Here is a 17,042-nt window from a genome sequence, read left to right as displayed (position 1 = left end):
AGTTTGAAGATTATCTTTTGAGCACCTCTATAAAAAAGCCCTGTAAAAACAGGGCCTTTTTAAATTACTACATTCTTAGTGATGGTGGTGGGAGTGCATACCGTCCATTATCTTTTTAACGGGAGCTTCAATTTTTAATTTAGTTCCATCAGAAAAGCTCAGTTCAAATTCTATATTTTCACCAACCGTGAGGTCTTGTTGTAGATTGATCAGCATAATGTGATAGCTACCTGGCTTTAGGCTTACTGACTGCTGAGCAGCAACTTTGATGCTATCTACTTGGCGCATCATCATCGTACCGTCTTTCATCACATGATTATGCAACTCAACAGCATCAGCGACATTACTAGATGCACTTTTAAGATGTACATCTTGAGACTTCTTATTGCTAATAGTAACAAAGGCTGCGGTCGTTTTAGTTCCCGGAGGAATAGCTCTTACATAAGCGTCGTTAGTGGTGATCTCGGCCATTGCAGTAAAAGAAGTTAGGCTAAGAATCGCTGCCATAAAAGTAGTTAACAGAGTATTTTTACTCATTATGTTTCCTCGCTTAGTAGCGCTTGAATTTCTTTAGAGAGTTCAATAGGGGTTAATGCATGACTTAAGGCTTTGGATAATTTGCCGTTCTGATCAATTAGATAAAGGCGAGAAGAATGGTCTACGGCATAGCCTAGAGCTGAATCTTTTAATTCGACCATACGATAAAAAGCACCGTACTGTTTTACAACGCTATCAATTGTTGCTCGATCTGCTGTAGCGCCATGAAAATTAGGGTGGAAATAGCTTGCGTATTTAGCTAGTTTCTCAGGAGAATCTCTGTCCGGATCTACACTCATAAAAATTCCCGCTACATTCTCTTGTTGAGCAGGTGTTAGATCTTTGAGTCCTTGCGCAGCTACAGCTAAAGCCGTAGGACAAACATCTGGGCAAGAAGCGTAGCCAATGAAAAATAGAACAACTTTACCGCGGTAATCTTCTAGTTTTAGTTCACCTTGTTCAGCCTGAAGGGTAAAGTCGCCGCCCAATTTTTCACCCAATGCGATGCGTTGCTCTACAGGTTGTGGTCGAAGATAAAAAGCTAAAGCAACACCTGCTAGCATAACGAGAGTTAGTAGAAGAAGATTTCTTAAAGTGGTCATTTAATCATCTGTCCTTTAGGTTAAAGGTTATTGGGCATCAAACTCAAAATCTGCCTGTGTAACTTGTCCCTGTTCTTCAATCTTAATAGAAGATATCCAAGTCATCTTTCCGGTCGTACAAATTGGTAGAGTGATACTTCCTTGCCATCTGTTCTCTGTACCTGAGACCTTTGTCAGTAAAGTTTGATTGATGCCCATGTACATTGTTTTGCCTTGGAGGTCTACCATGATCTGATTGGCTGCAATATTTTCTATAGTCACATCAAACAATAATGGCTTACTTGAACTTATCTCTTCTGCAATGATCGACAACTCTACTTGCTGATTATTATTAGCCGCTGAGCATTTTCCTTGATGAAGATCGCACTCAGGAGCTGTTAGCAATTGACGAGTGTGAGGGGGCGTTTCTTGCAACAGCTGCGGCAGATAGATTACAGCGCCCAACCCAATGATTATGACAACGATAATCAAAATCTGTAGGGGGAGGGTATTACGACCCTGAGTTGGTTCGTTCATATATCTGTTCCTGAGTACCGCTATAGTCTACGTTTTTGTAGTGTGACAACAAAAGTGACAAATTGTCGCACCAAGAATACATCTTTTCATTAGTTTATGATGCAGCTTACTAATTGTTGTTCAAAGCTTTTCCAATCATGCTCTTGCTGGGATATAACTTCGATTCGATTATCCCTTCGATAAGCGATGGTTTCGATACCAAGTTCACGGCCTACTTGGTTAAAAAACTTCCAGCCTTGATCGGTGTGAAATACACCTTTTACTCGGTCCACATTTTCAATATTTTGTAGAACTACTTCGAGCTTGGAAGTCGAGAATTTGTCATCTGGATTAAATATCCACCCCATTGTGTGTAAACCGTCATTAACATTCCCTTTATGAAACGGAATTTTAGGGCGAGGCTGAAATTGCATACCGATCATCGGCGTTGCACTACTATCCTCGTTAGATAAGTGCCGATGTTGTTGCGATTCAGTTTCTTTTTCAGTGTGGGTGATATCTAAGAGTGAAAGGTTAAATTGCCCTTGAGTCGTTAATATCTGCTTTTGTTTTGGAGGATAAAGCCCTGCCATTTTTTGATCTGTCGCTGAAACTTGTGCTGATGAGGCAAGATCAGTTTTGTTTAATACAATCACGTCAGCTAAATTGATCTGGTCTTGAAAGGTAGGGTGTTCAGTTATCTCTCTTTTTTCGATCGAACGAGGGTCAACTAGGCAGATAATTGAACGTAGATCTAGAACATCTTTGAAATGTTGATTTTTCAGCGTGTCTACGATGCCGGCAGGGTGGCCGATACCAGTAGGTTCAATGATTAGTCGGTCTGGTTTTGTTTGCCTTAGCAGTGTCGCCAGCGTTGAGGTTAGGCTAGGGCCTAACGTACAGCATATACAACCACCAACGAGCTCTTTTACTTTCACCCCTTCGTCACTTTGCGTTAGGACAGCTTGGTCTATGCCTATCTGTCCAAATTCATTCACTAAAACGGCCCAAGTTTCGTCTTTAGGTTTTTGAGCTAGAAGATGATTTAGAGCTGTCGTTTTACCTGTCCCTAAAAAGCCAGTGATGATGTTCGTTGGAATGTTTTTTAATTGGGACATTTTAGATTTTCTTCTTATAGATTGCAGGCAGTTGTGAAAGCAGCATACCAAATAACATTAAGCCACAGCCTAGTAAGCCTAGAGTGCTGAACTGTTCTTCTAGAATTAACCATCCACCAAATGCAGCGGCTACGGCTTCAAGGCTCATAATGATGGCAGCATGAGCTGGAGGGGCATGCCTTTGGGCAAAAATTTGTAATGTATAAGCTATGCCAACAGAGATAAAGCCTGCATAGGCGATAGGTCCCCAAGAGCTGAATGCATTTGCAAGGGTAAAACTATCGGATTCGATATTCACTGCAACCAGCCCACTAAAACTTGCACAAACTAAAAACTGAATAATGGCTAATCGAAGGTTATCAAGTTTTGGGGCTAGCTTTGCAACTAGTAGTACGTGAATAGCCCAGCATGCAGCACCTAGTAGTTCTAAAATATCACCATAGTTTATGGTGCTGAGGTCCCGGAAGCTAAGAACATACAAACCGAGAACAGCAAATAGCCCACCTAACCAAGTGTTGATATTAGTTGTTTGTCCTAGTGCTAAACCAATGATGGGTACGAGGATGATATATAACCCAGTAATAAACCCTGCATTACCTGCGGTCGTATAGACTAATCCTGCTTGTTGAAATGACGCACCGGCAAAAAGTACTAGTCCAGCTAAAGTGCCATTGATTATCAGAGTTCTATTATCCGTACAGTGATCTGACCTTTTAAATAAAAACAAAAGTGGAAGTAGGGAACAGGCGCCAAGCAAGAACCTTAATGCGTTAAAGCCGAATGGCCCTAAAGATTCCATCCCAAGCCGTTGTGCAACAAAAGCAAACCCCCAGATGCATGCAACTAAGAGCAACATGAGATCGGCTTGTATTTTTTGTGAATTCATAGGCAAAATTTGAGCGTTACAGATGAGGCGCTAAAGGTACTCTATAAGTGAGAGAAAGATAAATTTAAATTTTTTATAAAATGGTGTTGCTAATCATTCTCAATAGCATTAATATCGTAGTCGCTCATAAGTGATAGGCAATGAACGACCTCACCTCACTGACATTGCCGACCTTAGCGTCTACTTTCACTGCTCACTGAAAGTTTTCGCTGACATTGATACTCCCCTCGATTATCAATGTCGCATGCTGAACTCTCACCGGTTTAGTATTGGTTAAAAAGCCGGATCTTTTGATCCGGCTTTTTAATGTCTAGTATTTCCTTTCTCATGTCATACGTGATTCTTTTTTGTATTGGAGTTATGCAGGAGCGACATGCTGAGCTTCTGTTTTAGGAGCTGATTTTTCTTTGCTTGTTGCTCTGAGTTATATAGCTAAATATCAACTTAGGGGAAAATGAAATTATCTATCAAATGCAGTTGAAAGTCGTTCTCATTATCGATAATATCGTAATCGCTCATAAGTGATAGGCAATGCACGACCTCACCTCACAGTCATTGCCGAACTTAGCATTATTTTTCACTGCTCACTGAAAAGTAGTGCTGACGTTGGTACTCCCCTCGATTATCAATGTCTTAAACTGAACCCTCACCTGTTCAGTTTATTTCAAAAAGCCGGATCTTTGATCCGGCTTTTTGCTATCTATTGGTAATGTATACCTTCACCTATGTTGAACGAACTTATGCTGCATAAATAGGTCTATATAAGTTAATCCTAATTAATGAGCTAAACTAAAAGCTACATTCATTTCTTAGCTCTTAGGGCATGGAGGCTCACCTTAAACCGTAGTCATAAGCTACGAGGAGTGATAGGTGAGATTAGTTAAAGATATTGATCAAAAGGGCGTCTTTTTCTATTGGTCCGATCCTGATTTTATAGACGTCCCAATAAGTCCCCGTTTACCCTGCATTGAACTTGCAAAAGAGTGGCGAGATAAACACATTTTTTCTTTATATAGGGGAGATGAACGGCGGCACTCATATATTGATCGAAGACTGGATGGAACAAAGCGGAAGCAAGTCGATGAAGCTTTGTTTTACTCTAGGCAATGTCCTGAGGGCAGGCGGTCGACAGATAAACCTCTTAAAGTCGATATTGATTTAGTAGCGGACAAAGTCCAGTTGTACTCTTAGCAGGCGTGTAATTATATCGCTGTAAATTATTTATATTTTTATTGTTAATATAGTTGCAAATCATTCTCATTCATATATTATGAATATCAACACGGCAGGCGGCAGGCTCCCCTCACTAGCTAGGCCGCCATGCACTAGCGATATTGCATGTTCGTGTATGTGTTAGCACATCTGCCTCCGCAGAAGCTACAAGCACATGGCTCTTGTCATTGAAGCAAATTGCTTAACCGGACCCCCAAGGGGATCCGGTTTTTTTTTGCTTAAATTCTCTGTGCTATAATTGCGTACTTCATAAAGAGGGAGCGGGTATGCAAGAGATATTAACTTTTTCAATCGTTGCTCTACTTCTGGTGATCTCACCAGGTCCTAATGGTGTATTAATTGTAAAAACAGCCTCTGTGCATGGGCGTACAGCCTCTTTTGCGAATATCCTAGGTCTGTTCACTGCTACATTTTTTCACGGCGCTTTTTCGATTTTGGGGTTGTCCGCAATCCTGCTCCAATCTGCTGAGTTATTCTTTGTTATCAAATTAGTGGGTGCTCTCTATCTATTCTATATAGGCGCTAAAGCGATCTACCAATCCTTTTTGGCTCCTGTCATTGATCAAGTAGATGCTCAACATGCAGCGAATAAAAAAAGGACTAAAGCTTTACTTGGAAGCTTTACTGAAGGCTTCTTGACTCAGTTACTAAACCCGAAAGTTTCGATGTTTTATCTAGCAGCCTTCCCGCAATTTGTTCAATTCGGCTCGTCCAGTTATCTAGGAGCGTTCGCACTAGTTGCTATACATGCAGTCATTATTGCGTTTTGGTTTATCGGTATGACGTTGATGATTGATAAACTAAAAGCCCGCAGCAAACACTCTTCCGCAGGTCGATGGGTGCAACGGATATCAGGGTCAGTGATGATCTACTTCAGCTCTTTATTGATAGGCCAGAAAGCATAGAGGTTGAGTGGTGTACGCAGTTATCTTTCGAGCAAGAACAGGAACACAGGACGAACAATATTTAGACACTGTCGCTAGAATGCGGCAGCTTGCCTTTGAAAAGTATGGCTGTCTGGATTTTGTTGCAGTAACAGAAGGGGAACAAGAAATTGCTATCTCCTACTGGGAAACCGAAGCCGATATATTGGCCTGGAAAAAAGATCCTGAACATCACTTAGCGCAAAAAGCGGGGCAGGAATATTGGTATAGCGCTTATACAGTACAAGTGGTGAAGATCGAACGGGAATATAGCTTCTCGGCAGCTTAAGTTTCCATTTTTCGTTGACTCGCTTCTTAGTGATAAAATTAAGAATACTTAGGCAATTATTTTTTTGTTTAGCGTCACCAATTTTTCATCTTTTCGTTAGAAAGTTGTCACGATAGTTTTTCAGACTGGTCATAACTCATAAAGAGAGAATTTATGACCGTGTCTTCACTTATCAATGCTCGCACTATTTTTATCTCAGATGTTCATCTCGGTTTCAAAGACTGCAAGGCTGATTATCTGTATCAATTCCTATCTTCTATCAAATGCGAAACCTTGTATCTGGTTGGGGATATTGTCGATCTATGGTCATTGAAGCGGCGATTGTTCTGGCCAGAAGAGCACTATCGAATTTTGTTAAAACTGTATGAGCTGGCTGATCAAGGTACGCGTGTTATTTATGTACCTGGTAATCATGATGACCCATTACGTCGCTTTGACGGTCAGCATTTTGGGCCTATCGAGATTATTCATGAACATGAATTTAAGACAGCAAACGAAAAGCGCTTCTTAATTATGCATGGCGATGCGATGGATGCGTATATGAAACACTCTTGGCTAACGAAGTGGGCAGGTGATTTAGCCTACGATTTCCTACTTTTCCTGAATCGCTGGTCCAATCGATTACGGAAAATGAGTGGCCGTCCGTTTTACTCTTTAGCAGGGCAGGTCAAAGATAATATCCGTGGCGCTAAGCACGCCATCCACCGTTATAAAACCGAGTGTAAGGCAGAAGCTGAGAGAAGAGGATTCGACGGTGTTATCTGTGGTCATATTCATTATCCAGAATATGATGAAGAGGGTGATATTATTTATGCCAATACTGGGGACTGGATTGAGAACTGCTCTGCGCTTATTGAAGATTATTCCGGCGAGTTAAAACTGCTGCATTTTAGTGATCGTTTAGAATGGAGAAGCTCAGTAAGGGAAGAGCAATTGCAAGTTGCATAAGGGCTTCCAAGTGGAGTGGGTGCAACAGAAACCTGTTGCACCACTTAGGGTTAGACTATAGCCCCAACTTGTCTGCGACGTAGTCGGCGTCTTTGTCACCACGACCTGACAGATTCACAAGAATAGTGTGATCTTTGGATAGTTCGGGTGCTTTGCGCATTGCCCATGCGACGGCATGAGAGCTTTCCAAAGCAGGTATGATGCCTTCTACTTGGGACAGCGTCATAAATGCATCTAGGCACTCTTGGTCAGAAGCTGTTTCATACTCAACACGGCCGAGTTCTTTTAGGTAACTGTGCTGAGGGCCTACGCCTGGGTAATCAAGACCTGAAGCAATTGAGTGAACAGGTAGAGGTTCACCATTGTCATCTTCAAGGACATAACATTTCATACCATGAAGAGAGCTTGGTTTACCCAGAGTCAATGTTGCTGAATGTTCTGTGGTATCTAGGCCTTTCCCTGCAGGTTCAACCCCAACAATATTGACCTCTTCATCATTCAAGAATGCAGTAAATAACCCCATTGCGTTTGAGCCACCACCGACACAGGCTGTGATGTAATCTGGTAGCTGTCCCTTTTTCGCTTGGAACTGTTCGCGTGCTTCGTTACCAATAATACTTTGGAAATCACGGACCATTTTCGGGAAAGGGTGAGGGCCAACCACAGAGCCGATTGCGTATATAAAGTTAACAGGGTCTTTTAGGTACTCTTCGAATGCACTATCAACAGCGTCTTTCAACGTTGCTGTGCCTTGGGTCACGGGCACTAACTTACAACCAAGAATTTTCATTTTGGTGACGTTAGGGTGTTCTTTCTCGATATCAACTTGACCCATGTGAATTTCACATGGAATACCAACTAGTGCACAGGCCGTTGCTAAAGCAACCCCGTGTTGACCAGCACCTGTTTCGGCAATCACTTTAGTTTTGCCCATATATTTCGCAAGTAGGGCTTCGCCTAGACAGTGGTTTATCTTGTGAGCACCTGTGTGGTTTAGGTCTTCACGTTTAAGGTAGATCTGCGCGCCACCTAGTTTGTCACTCAGTCGTTTCGCGTGGTAGATAGGACTTGGACGGCCAACATAATCAGCGAACAGGGTATCTAGCTCTTGTTGGAATTCCGGTTGTTGGCGGATTTCTTCGTAGGCGTCGTTAATCTCATCCATGATTTTTTTAAGTTCTGGCGGGATCTCTTGCCCACCAAATTGACCGAAGAAACCCTCTTTATTTGGCATCTCGGCAAATTCAAATTTCTTCATCTTCTTCCCGCAGTTCTGTGTCATTGGTTTTAAATGGATAGCAGCACAGGCTATCGCAGTGCTCGTTATATGATTAGATTATATGTATTTAACCTTAAGTAATAAATTGATTAAGGTGTAAAAAAGCCGCTTTAAAAGCGGCTTTTTTGAGAAAGTTGAGTTAGTGATTTTCTGGCCAGTAACCAATTCGTAAACCACCCCAGTGGCGGCCATTGATAAAGATTGGCACTGAAAGATCGTGCATAATTTCGCCGGTATCACGCTTGTAAGTTTGTAGAAGCATGGTTTCGGTATGACAACCACAACGTGCGCCGGTACGGTCATTAAACAGACGTTTACTTCGGCTTTTCACTAGATCGGTTTCAAAGTCCCCAGTTGGTGGGTTTGCAAACTGATTATTGTGGGTTGGGACATAGCCATTCGGATCAGTCACGATGGCATAAACCATCTTGTTATGTTGTGACAGCGATGGCTCTTGGATACCCGGTAAAATCTGGTCACAGTATTTATCAAACTGGGTTGTATATTTCTGCGGGTTTGTACCTTCAACAGGCACGTAGTTGCGGTCAAACAGGCTGCCTTCATGCATCTGACCGGAAGACAGTGCTTGTTCAAACGCATCCGTCACCATATCTGCCGTGTTACGAGCAATATGATAGAACTGTTGGTGGTAGTTCTGATCGGATGCGGTCGCTAGAATCGCATTGGATCGTTCTGCCGCTTCCATTAGTGCCGAAGCCTGAGTCGCAAGTTGACTAACCTCTACATCACTTTCTTCAAGTTCATGGCGAACTGTTTGCAGTGAGTTGAAGATCACTTCTAGATTTTGACGGTTAGCGCGAGCACCTTCCGCTATAACCGAGATTTGTTCTTCTACAGCGGAGGATTGCTCTGAAATGCCACCTAGCTGTTGACTAATAAGTTCCATTGCCTCTGTGCCGCTTTCAACATCACCTGACAGCGTTTTGATGCGAGCTACTACTTGTTGAGTTTCCGCTCGGATCTCATCAACGATGGTTTCTACTTCACCGGTAGCACTGGCGGTTCTGGATGCGAGTTGTCTTACTTCATCGGCAACTACGGCAAAGCCGCGACCATGATCACCTGCACGGGCAGCCTCAATTGCTGCGTTAAGTGCCAGTAGGTTAGTTTGTTCTGCAATCTCTTCAATCACTTTGGTTACATCTTGGATCTTTAGAGATTTCTCATTTAACTGCTCAATCAATGTCAGCGTTTCCGCCGCTTGAGAGTTAAGCTCGCGAATGTTACTCATGGCTTCTGTTAGTGCTTGTTGACCTTCGGAGCCCGTTGTTTTTGCTTGGATAGCGGTTTCGGCAGCAATTTCAGCTTGTTGTGCAGATTGTTGAACGGTTACTGTCATCTCTTCAGAGTTTTGTGCAATCTGAGAGACTTCTTGAACTTGATTATCGAGCTTAGTTTTTAGGGTGTCGGCAGAGTAGGAAACCTCTGCTGCTGCAACTGCGTTGGCGTTTGCGCTAGAGGACAGTTTAGCACTGACATCTTCGTTGCCTTTGCGATTGCTAAACAGGTCGCCAAATAAAGCGGGAAGTAATTCTAATTCGTCAGTTTTATTGGCATTGACTAGAGCCGCTTCTTTGTTCAGTTTGCCTAACACGGAGTTGTGTAACACTAGGATTGAAAGGCCTGATGCTAGAAGTGCTGTGACAATCAGAATGATCAGCGCGGTGCTGTCGACTCCTAAATAGAATGCTGCTGCGCCAGCGATGACAATAATTAAAACTGCCGCAAAAAAACTTTTGAAGTAAAAGCTAGAAATGGACCTGTTCATGCAATTTCCCTATTTTGTTGTTATTTAGGGGAGGTGAAGGTTTAGGCTACAAGTGTTTATAGATAATTCTTGAAAGCGCCTAACTGCCTGTATTACAAGCTTATATACACGAATATATCATCACAAAAATAGTGTAAATGCTGTACTTTAGTCGAGATTTTTAGCGATGTTAGGGGGGAATAGAAGGGAAAGTGCTCAGAATAACTTTTCTGAAAACAGTAGAGCATGATTTTTTGGGGTATCTATACGAATGGGATCAAACTCAAATCCCAGTTGTGTCTCCTTGCGAGCGATAAGCCTAAAACCCTCAGATTTTAATTGCTTACGAATTTCTCTCACAATAAAACGAGCATCTTGATATGATTTGGCAACTGTTTGATTACACTCGTTTTTATCGTCAGTCGAATTGCCCCAGCTTTGGGTTACAATCCAATCACCGACCAGGTCTTGGTACATCCGAACGATGTAGTATTCCTGTTGTTTTTGCCAGCGTATGATCAAACTGATGTAATCCGTAGAATGACAGCAGGTTTTGCCTGCTGATAGCCAATGAAAACCGCGCATTGAGCCTGATATCGCGCGGTTTGTAAAGACTGGAGATAGATAAATTGTTGAACCGGAAACTAAAAATCTTGGCTGATGAGAATATGCCTATGGCTGAGGCAATTTTTTCTCGTTTTGGTGAAGTAAAACTCTGTGCTGGTCGAGGCTTATCTGCAGAGCAACTTTCAGATGCTGATGTACTTTTAGTTCGTTCTATTACTCAAGTAAATCGGGCGCTGTTACAGGGGAGTCAGGTGCAGTTTGTCGGTACCGCGACCATAGGTACCGATCACATCGATAAGACTTTTCTGGAAGATAACGATATTGCGTTTGCTAACGCGCCAGGCTGTAATGCCGACGCTGTTGTGGAATATGTATTAAGTGTTATCTATCAACTCGCGGCTAAATATCAGTTTGATCCTAAGGACAGAACCTATGGCATTATTGGCGTAGGCAACGTTGGTGGGAGATTACAAAAGCGTTTCGAAAAGTTAGGCTTCAAGGTTCTGCTAAATGACCCACCTCGTGCTGCATTAGAATCTGGCTTTTCTGACCTAGATACTTTGCTTGAGCAAGCTGATGTTCTTTGTTTGCATACTCCGCTTACCTTAGATGGTGATCACCCAACTAAACATCTGCTATCGACTGAGCAACTACAGAAACTAGGTGAAAGTGCGATCGTTATTAATGCTGGTCGCGGGCCAGTAATTGATAACACTGCTTTGCTCCGAATTGGCCAGCAGCGCTCTGATCTGCTTTTTGCTTTAGATGTTTGGGAGCACGAGCCTGCGGTCAATGCTGAGCTAGCTGCACGTTGTGAATTCGTATCACCCCATATCGCAGGCTACAGCTTAGATGGAAAAATTCGAGGCACTTACATGCTCTATCAAGCACTATGTCAGCATCTACAGGTGGAGTACGAAGAGCCTCTAACCGATTTTCTTCCAGAAGCTGAATTGTCATTTATGGAGCAGGGTAGTTTAACTCCGTTGGAATTAATGACCTTGATTTATGATCCGCAGGTGGATGATCAGCTCTTGAGAGCTACGCTGGAGTTACCAGCGGCGGAACAAAAACTAGCGTTTGATCAACTTCGTAAGCAGTATCGGGTACGTCGCGAATTTGCATCTCTAAAAGTGGCTAACTCTACAAACCCAAAAGAGCTATTGGCATTGGGTTTTCAGCTCGCAGACTAACCCTAAATCCCTTAAGCTATAGTCTTTATTAATGCAGTTATAAGAACCCTGAATGACCGAAGCGTTAGCACAGTTAAAATCCGTTAGAACTCTTGCTGAACTTAACCCTAAAGTGGGGGAAAAGGTTCAGATAGAAACGCGTACTCCCCGTGGGCGTTATTCGGTCCAGCTATTAGGCTATCGTGAAAACGGTAGCATGATGGTTTCTGCGCCAAGAACCTCGAATTCCATTAATGTGGGGGCACGTGTCACTGTCCGTCTGATGAGTGGTAACTTTATATGTGCTTTTAGTGCTAAGTTACTCAAAATACAGACCAGCCCATTTGCTTATTGGCACCTTGAATATCCAACCGATACTGAAGTAAGACGTATTCGTAGTCATACCCGCGTGCCTGTCAACTTGATGGTGTCGATTGATGAATTCGAGTTGGGTAAAGGGCTAAGATTAGATTGGCCTATTAATGCTTATTGCACTGATATTAGTATCAAAGGGGCCTGTATAGATGCGCCTGTTACGCTAGGTAAAAAAGGTGACAAGTTATTTGTTACGACGCGCTTTCAAGTTGCAGGTGCTGATCAGGTAGTACTCACCCCTGTTGTGATAAGAAGTGTACAAGCGGCAGAAGATGGTTTAACCAAAGTGGTGAGCCACGGTGTTGAATTTGAAGAAGTAGATGATGATACCCATCTCATTCTAGCTGCTTTTGTGTACCAGCAATTTTTAATTGAAACCGGTAATTTGGAGATCATAGGTGTTTAAACTCGGTCTTATTATTAACCCTTTAGCAGGAGTTGGCGGCAGTGTCGCGCTTAAGGGAAGTGACGGTGAGGAGACCGCAAAGAAAGCCCTAGAATTAGGTGCAGAGCCTAAAGCAGGCTTGCGTACCCTTCAGGCTTTGGACGTGCTTCAAGGTTTAGATATCCAAGTTATCACTTATCCTGCAGAAATGGGTGAAGAGGTTGCCGTTAAAGCAGGGTTTGACCCCCTAGTCGTTGGCAAGATTGAATCAGGTAATACTCATGCAGAAGATACCTTAAGAGCAGCCAAAGATCTGGTTACTGCAGGGGTTGATATAATCCTATTTGCCGGTGGTGATGGTACCGCTCGTAATATCTGTGAATCGATTGCCGGTGAAGTACCAGTTCTGGGTGTGCCTGCAGGTGTGAAAATACACTCCGGTGTTTATGCCGTAACGCCTAAAGCAGCGGGTGAAATTATTGCCATGCTGGTCAAAGGCGAGTTAGTTACCCTAGGTGATCAGGAAGTACGTGATATTGATGAAGAGGCGTTTCGGGAAGGGCGTGTTAGGGCGAAATATTATGGCGAGTTAGTTGTCCCTCAAGAGCACCGTTTTTTACAGCACGTAAAAAATGGCGGTAAAGAATCAGAAGAATTGGTGTTGGATGATATCGCCGCAGATGTGATCGAAAACATGGATCCTGATTCATACTATGTAATGGGATCAGGTTCTACAGTAGCTGCAGTGATGGAGCAATTAGGTTTACCTAATACTTTGTTAGGGGTGGATCTGATTAAAGACAACGAGATCGTTGCTTCAGACTGTACTGCACAGCAACTACTGGAGTTAACCGCAGGTGAGCCTTGCGAACTAGTGATTACATTGATCGGTGGTCAAGGGCATATTGTTGGGCGCGGCAATCAACAGCTGAGCCCCGCATTGCTTAAGCGAATCGGCAAAGAAAATATCAATGTGATTGCTACCAAAACAAAACTACGTGAACTGGAAGGCCGCCCGCTAATTGTAGACAGCGGTGACCCAGAGTTGAATGCGAAGCTCTCTGGAGTGATACCGGTTACAACGGGTTATCATGATTCTGTGTTGTATCGTGTGGCAGATTACTAAGAGCTTATCTATGCTTTAAAGGCCTGTGTTACAGGCCTTTTTTGTATTCGATGGGTGAATATTTTGTTTCATCATTTATTTAAATTTTTTCTCATGCTGATGACACCTGTATGGATGAGAGATAAAACGCCGGATAAAGACCATTTTTATCGGCGCTTATTCACTGCTAAACATCGAGCTAAGAAAAATAAAATTAAGTTTCTTTGGATTTTTGTACTGAGCTTATGCTTAGTCTTGCCATCTCCTCATGTCATCTTTGCGCTCGTGCTTTTGACAACCTTTATCTCATTCAGTTGGTTAGATGAATCAAACTGACATCTTTCTGTCATAGAGTCTCGGTAAAGTTCAGCCTGATATTTTTTATAAGAACTTATTGAGGCTCACCCCATGAAAAAACTGATCGCAGGCGCTGTTGTTGCAAGCGCAATGATTGCTCTAACTGGTTGCCACACAAATCAGGCGAAGCAGGAAGAAACTAAAGATGTTGCTCAACTAAACAATGATGATCTATACGAAGTTTCTCACGAAGGTCGTCATTATGTGTTTGATGATTTCGCAACTTATCAGTCTTTCCTAACAGTTGGAGAAACATCCTACCGTAAAGTATTTATTGGTGGTGGCCCTAAAGGCGAAACATTGGTATTCGGTCTAACTGGCGCAGACAAAAAGAAAATGTCTGGTATCGCTAGCATCGATATGTTCAAAGGCGAAATGGCGGGTGCAGAGAGCTTCTACGGCGAAATGCGTGGCGAAGATGGTCGTCTATATGTATTCAGTACTCTTGAAGATATGGAAGACGTACGTATTGTAGGTGAAGCGCCATATCGTTTCACTCAGATCGCTGCAGGCCCTCAAGGCCAAACGGTTGTATTTGTTCTAAACAAAAACAACAAGAAAAAGCAGCCAGTTGCTTTGATGGCAAAATTCAAAGAAATGAACAACATGAAGTAACATTTCTAACAAAAGCTCGCTTATCTCTTAGGAGGTAAACGGGCTTTTTGTTTAACGATACAATGTTTCCCAAATTGCATCTGTATTTCGCCTCTGTTGAAAAATTCTAGTTACTTAATGGAACTTCCAAGGCGAAGCGCAGTCAATAGATACATCCTGCAAGATGGGAAGGCCTTTCGATATGTCATAGGAAAGTTTGGGTTCTGTTATTACGAAAGGTCTTTTTTAGGCGCTGTTTACGTGAGTAAACGGCGCTTTTTTTATGCGCTTAAACAAATACAGGCAATAAAAAAGCCTGCTGAATAAGCAGGCTTTTTTAGAACAAACGAGAGATTAGATCTCAGCATTGTGATAAATGTTCTGAACGTCGTCCAGATCATTTAGCATATCGATAAACTTCTCGAACATTGGTAGGTCGTCTGCTGATACAGGTGAACCGTTATGAGGTACAAATTGAATCTCATCAACGTCTAGGTCTAGACCTTCAATGTTGTCTTGAAGTGCTTTCTTAGCTTTAAAGTAATCAGTGTGAGGAGCGAATACAGTAATCTTGCCATCTTCAGCTTCGATATCTGTTACGTCTACATCTTCCATCATTAGTGCTTCTAGCACCGCATCTTCATCATCACCGTTGAATACGAAGATCGCACTGTGGTCGAACATGTGGCTTACACTGCCCTGAGAACCAATTTTACATTTGGTTTTGTTAAAGCAGTTACGTACATCACCAAAGGTACGGTTAGGGTTGTCAGTTAGGCATTCCACGATAACCATGCAGCCGCCAGGACCAAAACCCTCGTAACGAGCTTCAGAGAAATCTTCACCGCCACCACCTTTAGCTTTATCTAGCGCTTTATCGATTACGTGAGCAGGCACTTGGGCCTTTTTAGCACGTTCGATTAGGCCAGCTAATGCCACGTTTCCTTCGACTTCGATGCCGCCAGATTTCGCACAAACATAGATTTCACGGCTAAATTTACTGTAAACCTTAGCCTTAGCATCGGATGTTTTTGCCATCGACTCTTTACGGTTTTGATAGGCTCGACCCATTGCGATATTCCATACACTGATAAAAAAGAAGAAAATTCTACCGTTTCAGAGCCTAACTGAAAACCCGCATTTAGGATGCAAGGCTAAGTAATCTGTAATTTATAGTGATCTACTTCGATATAAGGCCTCAAATGAGGTTTGTTTGATATTCACATTAGCTCCTCATTTAATAGGGCATCTTGGTTTATAGTGGAGAAAAACTATTTAAAAACTGGAAGCGATTATGAATCGCAAAGTTAGTGCAACCTGTATTTCATTAATAATGAGTAGCTCATTGTGTGCGCATGATAGCCGATTGTATGAAGCTGATTGGCAAGGGCATGTAGCAGATGAGCCTGGTTGGGTTGAGACGTTAACTGAGTTGATTTTGAACCCCGCCGAGGCTGCAGCGCTAATTAGTATTGAAGGCGAATACAGGGTGATTCACTCTGATGGTAAGCCTGATCATGAAACGGGGCGTTTCCCCAATCGTAATAACCCCCATAGCGTTGTGAGTCGCAGTAAGACGTACAGGGTAGCGGCTAACCCCATTTATAAAGAACAAACCTACGCATTGGGTTTGTGGCCGTTTGGTGTTGCATTAAATGGCATTCCTTTTGACCCTGGTGCAGCAGAGTTTTGGCAACGTGACGTGCGCTCTGGTTGGCAGTATGAAGCTTTAGGCGGCGCAGTTAATCTAGGGATGGATTGGAATAACGCTCATGTGCAGCCAACCGGTACGTATCACTATCACGGACTACCGATCGGATTGTTAGAGCGGTTCACACATATGAAAGGACCTGTGCATATTGGATATGCTGCCGATGGCTTCCCTATCTACGGGCCAATGGGCTATAGCGATCCGAAAGATATGGATTCAAGTATTGTTGAACTAAAAGGCAGCTATCGAATTAAACAAGGTAATCGAAATGGAGGTCCGGGTGGTCGATACGACGGATCTTTCATTCAGGATTATGAGTATATAAAAGGGCTTGGTAATCTTGATGATTGTAATGGCCGTTTTGGTGTAACCCCTGAATATCCTGAAGGCACCTACTATTACGTGATTACGGACCAATTCCCGTTTATACCTCGTTGCTTTCATGGTGAGCCTGATCGCAGCTTTATGCGCGGTGGACCGCAGCCAGGCGGGTCTCAGGGGATGAGAACCCATTCAAATAATGATCGTGATCATGGGCGAAATCGTCCTATGGGTGGACCGCCACAAGAAGCGATTACTGCCTGCATTGGTAAGCGTGAAGGCGATAAAGTGAGCTTGATCACTCCAAGGGGGCACAGAATATCTGCAAGTTGCCAGCGACGTGCGGGACAACTATTTGCGATACCTCAAAGATAAGC

17 protein-coding genes are annotated in these 17,042 nt (G+C 42.9%); 8 read left to right on the top strand and 9 right to left on the bottom strand.

What is annotated here, in order from left to right; all coding sequences use genetic code 11:
- Positions 1–75: 75 nt before the first annotated feature.
- From ACMXYV_RS10935 to ACMXYV_RS10915, 5 genes are all read right to left on the bottom strand, one after another.
- A complete protein-coding gene (locus ACMXYV_RS10935; RefSeq protein WP_415888529.1) occupies positions 76–537 on the bottom strand; it encodes a copper chaperone PCu(A)C in 462 nt (153 codons plus the stop codon).
- Positions 537–1,139, bottom strand: a complete 603-nt coding sequence (locus tag ACMXYV_RS10930; protein ID WP_415888528.1) for an SCO family protein — start codon at positions 1,137–1,139, stop codon at positions 537–539. The genes ACMXYV_RS10935 and ACMXYV_RS10930 overlap by 1 nt, the downstream gene beginning before the upstream one ends.
- Positions 1,140–1,166: 27 nt before the next feature.
- A complete protein-coding gene (locus tag ACMXYV_RS10925; protein WP_415888527.1) occupies positions 1,167–1,655 on the bottom strand; it encodes a hypothetical protein in 489 nt (162 codons plus the stop codon).
- Positions 1,656–1,744: 89 nt separating this feature from the next.
- Positions 1,745–2,752 (bottom strand): CobW family GTP-binding protein, encoded by a 1,008-nt coding sequence (locus ACMXYV_RS10920; RefSeq protein WP_415888526.1) that lies wholly within the window; start codon positions 2,750–2,752, stop codon positions 1,745–1,747.
- Between the two features lies 1 nt (position 2,753).
- Positions 2,754–3,638, bottom strand: coding sequence for a DMT family transporter (locus ACMXYV_RS10915; protein WP_415888525.1), 885 nt, complete (start codon positions 3,636–3,638; stop codon positions 2,754–2,756).
- A gap of 1,499 nt (positions 3,639–5,137) precedes the next feature.
- On the opposite strand from ACMXYV_RS10915, the gene ACMXYV_RS10910 reads away from it, so the two are divergent.
- The 3 genes from ACMXYV_RS10910 to ACMXYV_RS10900 all read left to right on the top strand — a co-directional run bounded on the left by ACMXYV_RS10910 (position 5,138) and on the right by ACMXYV_RS10900 (position 7,031).
- Positions 5,138–5,776, top strand: coding sequence for a LysE family translocator (locus ACMXYV_RS10910; RefSeq protein WP_415888524.1), 639 nt, complete (start codon positions 5,138–5,140; stop codon positions 5,774–5,776).
- 10 nt (positions 5,777–5,786) lie between these two features.
- Positions 5,787–6,083 carry an antibiotic biosynthesis monooxygenase family protein gene (locus ACMXYV_RS10905; protein WP_415888523.1) on the top strand — a complete coding sequence of 99 codons (297 nt, stop codon included), beginning with the start codon at positions 5,787–5,789 and terminating at the stop codon, positions 6,081–6,083.
- 153 nt (positions 6,084–6,236) lie between these two features.
- Complete coding sequence (locus ACMXYV_RS10900; protein WP_415888522.1) at positions 6,237–7,031, top strand: UDP-2,3-diacylglucosamine diphosphatase; 795 nt, start codon at positions 6,237–6,239, stop codon at positions 7,029–7,031.
- 55 nt (positions 7,032–7,086) lie between these two features.
- Here ACMXYV_RS10900 and trpB read toward each other — a convergent pair whose 3' ends face one another.
- The 3 genes from trpB to ACMXYV_RS10885 all read right to left on the bottom strand — a co-directional run bounded on the left by trpB (position 7,087) and on the right by ACMXYV_RS10885 (position 10,663).
- Complete coding sequence (gene trpB / locus ACMXYV_RS10895) at positions 7,087–8,289, bottom strand: tryptophan synthase subunit beta (RefSeq protein ID WP_415888521.1); 1,203 nt, start codon at positions 8,287–8,289, stop codon at positions 7,087–7,089.
- A gap of 160 nt (positions 8,290–8,449) precedes the next feature.
- Entirely contained in the window at positions 8,450–10,099 is a 1,650-nt protein-coding gene (locus ACMXYV_RS10890; RefSeq protein WP_415888520.1) for a methyl-accepting chemotaxis protein, read from the bottom strand.
- Positions 10,100–10,294: 195 nt separating this feature from the next.
- Entirely contained in the window at positions 10,295–10,663 is a 369-nt protein-coding gene (locus ACMXYV_RS10885) for a hypothetical protein (protein WP_415888519.1), read from the bottom strand.
- Positions 10,664–10,752: 89 nt separating this feature from the next.
- On the opposite strand from ACMXYV_RS10885, the gene ACMXYV_RS10880 reads away from it, so the two are divergent.
- From ACMXYV_RS10880 to ACMXYV_RS10865, 4 genes are all read left to right on the top strand, one after another.
- On the top strand, positions 10,753–11,838 hold the full coding sequence (locus ACMXYV_RS10880; RefSeq protein ID WP_415888518.1) for a 4-phosphoerythronate dehydrogenase: 1,086 nt from the start codon (positions 10,753–10,755) through the stop codon (positions 11,836–11,838).
- A gap of 52 nt (positions 11,839–11,890) precedes the next feature.
- Positions 11,891–12,598 (top strand): flagellar brake protein, encoded by a 708-nt coding sequence (locus ACMXYV_RS10875; protein ID WP_415888517.1) that lies wholly within the window; start codon positions 11,891–11,893, stop codon positions 12,596–12,598.
- Positions 12,591–13,703: an ATP-NAD kinase family protein gene (locus tag ACMXYV_RS10870; RefSeq protein ID WP_415888516.1), complete on the top strand. Its 1,113-nt coding sequence runs from the start codon at positions 12,591–12,593 to the stop codon at positions 13,701–13,703. Before ACMXYV_RS10875 ends, ACMXYV_RS10870 begins: the two co-directional genes overlap by 8 nt.
- Positions 13,704–14,090: 387 nt before the next feature.
- Complete coding sequence (locus ACMXYV_RS10865) at positions 14,091–14,654, top strand: hypothetical protein (protein WP_415888515.1); 564 nt, start codon at positions 14,091–14,093, stop codon at positions 14,652–14,654.
- 333 nt (positions 14,655–14,987) lie between these two features.
- Here ACMXYV_RS10865 and ACMXYV_RS10860 read toward each other — a convergent pair whose 3' ends face one another.
- Positions 14,988–15,704 (bottom strand): YebC/PmpR family DNA-binding transcriptional regulator, encoded by a 717-nt coding sequence (locus tag ACMXYV_RS10860; RefSeq protein WP_415888514.1) that lies wholly within the window; start codon positions 15,702–15,704, stop codon positions 14,988–14,990.
- Positions 15,705–15,927: 223 nt separating this feature from the next.
- Here ACMXYV_RS10860 and ACMXYV_RS10855 point away from each other — a divergent pair, with 223 nt between their 5' ends.
- Positions 15,928–17,040, top strand: coding sequence for a YHYH protein (locus tag ACMXYV_RS10855; RefSeq protein WP_415888513.1), 1,113 nt, complete (start codon positions 15,928–15,930; stop codon positions 17,038–17,040).
- The last annotated feature ends 2 nt before the right edge of the window (positions 17,041–17,042 follow it).

The organism is Neptuniibacter sp. SY11_33 (genome assembly GCF_047778025.1).
In the GTDB taxonomy this organism is placed as follows: Bacteria; Pseudomonadota; Gammaproteobacteria; order Pseudomonadales; family Balneatricaceae; genus Neptuniibacter.
The sequence above is the reverse complement of the archived record's forward strand: the minus strand, read 5'-3'. Positions and strand labels throughout refer to the sequence as shown.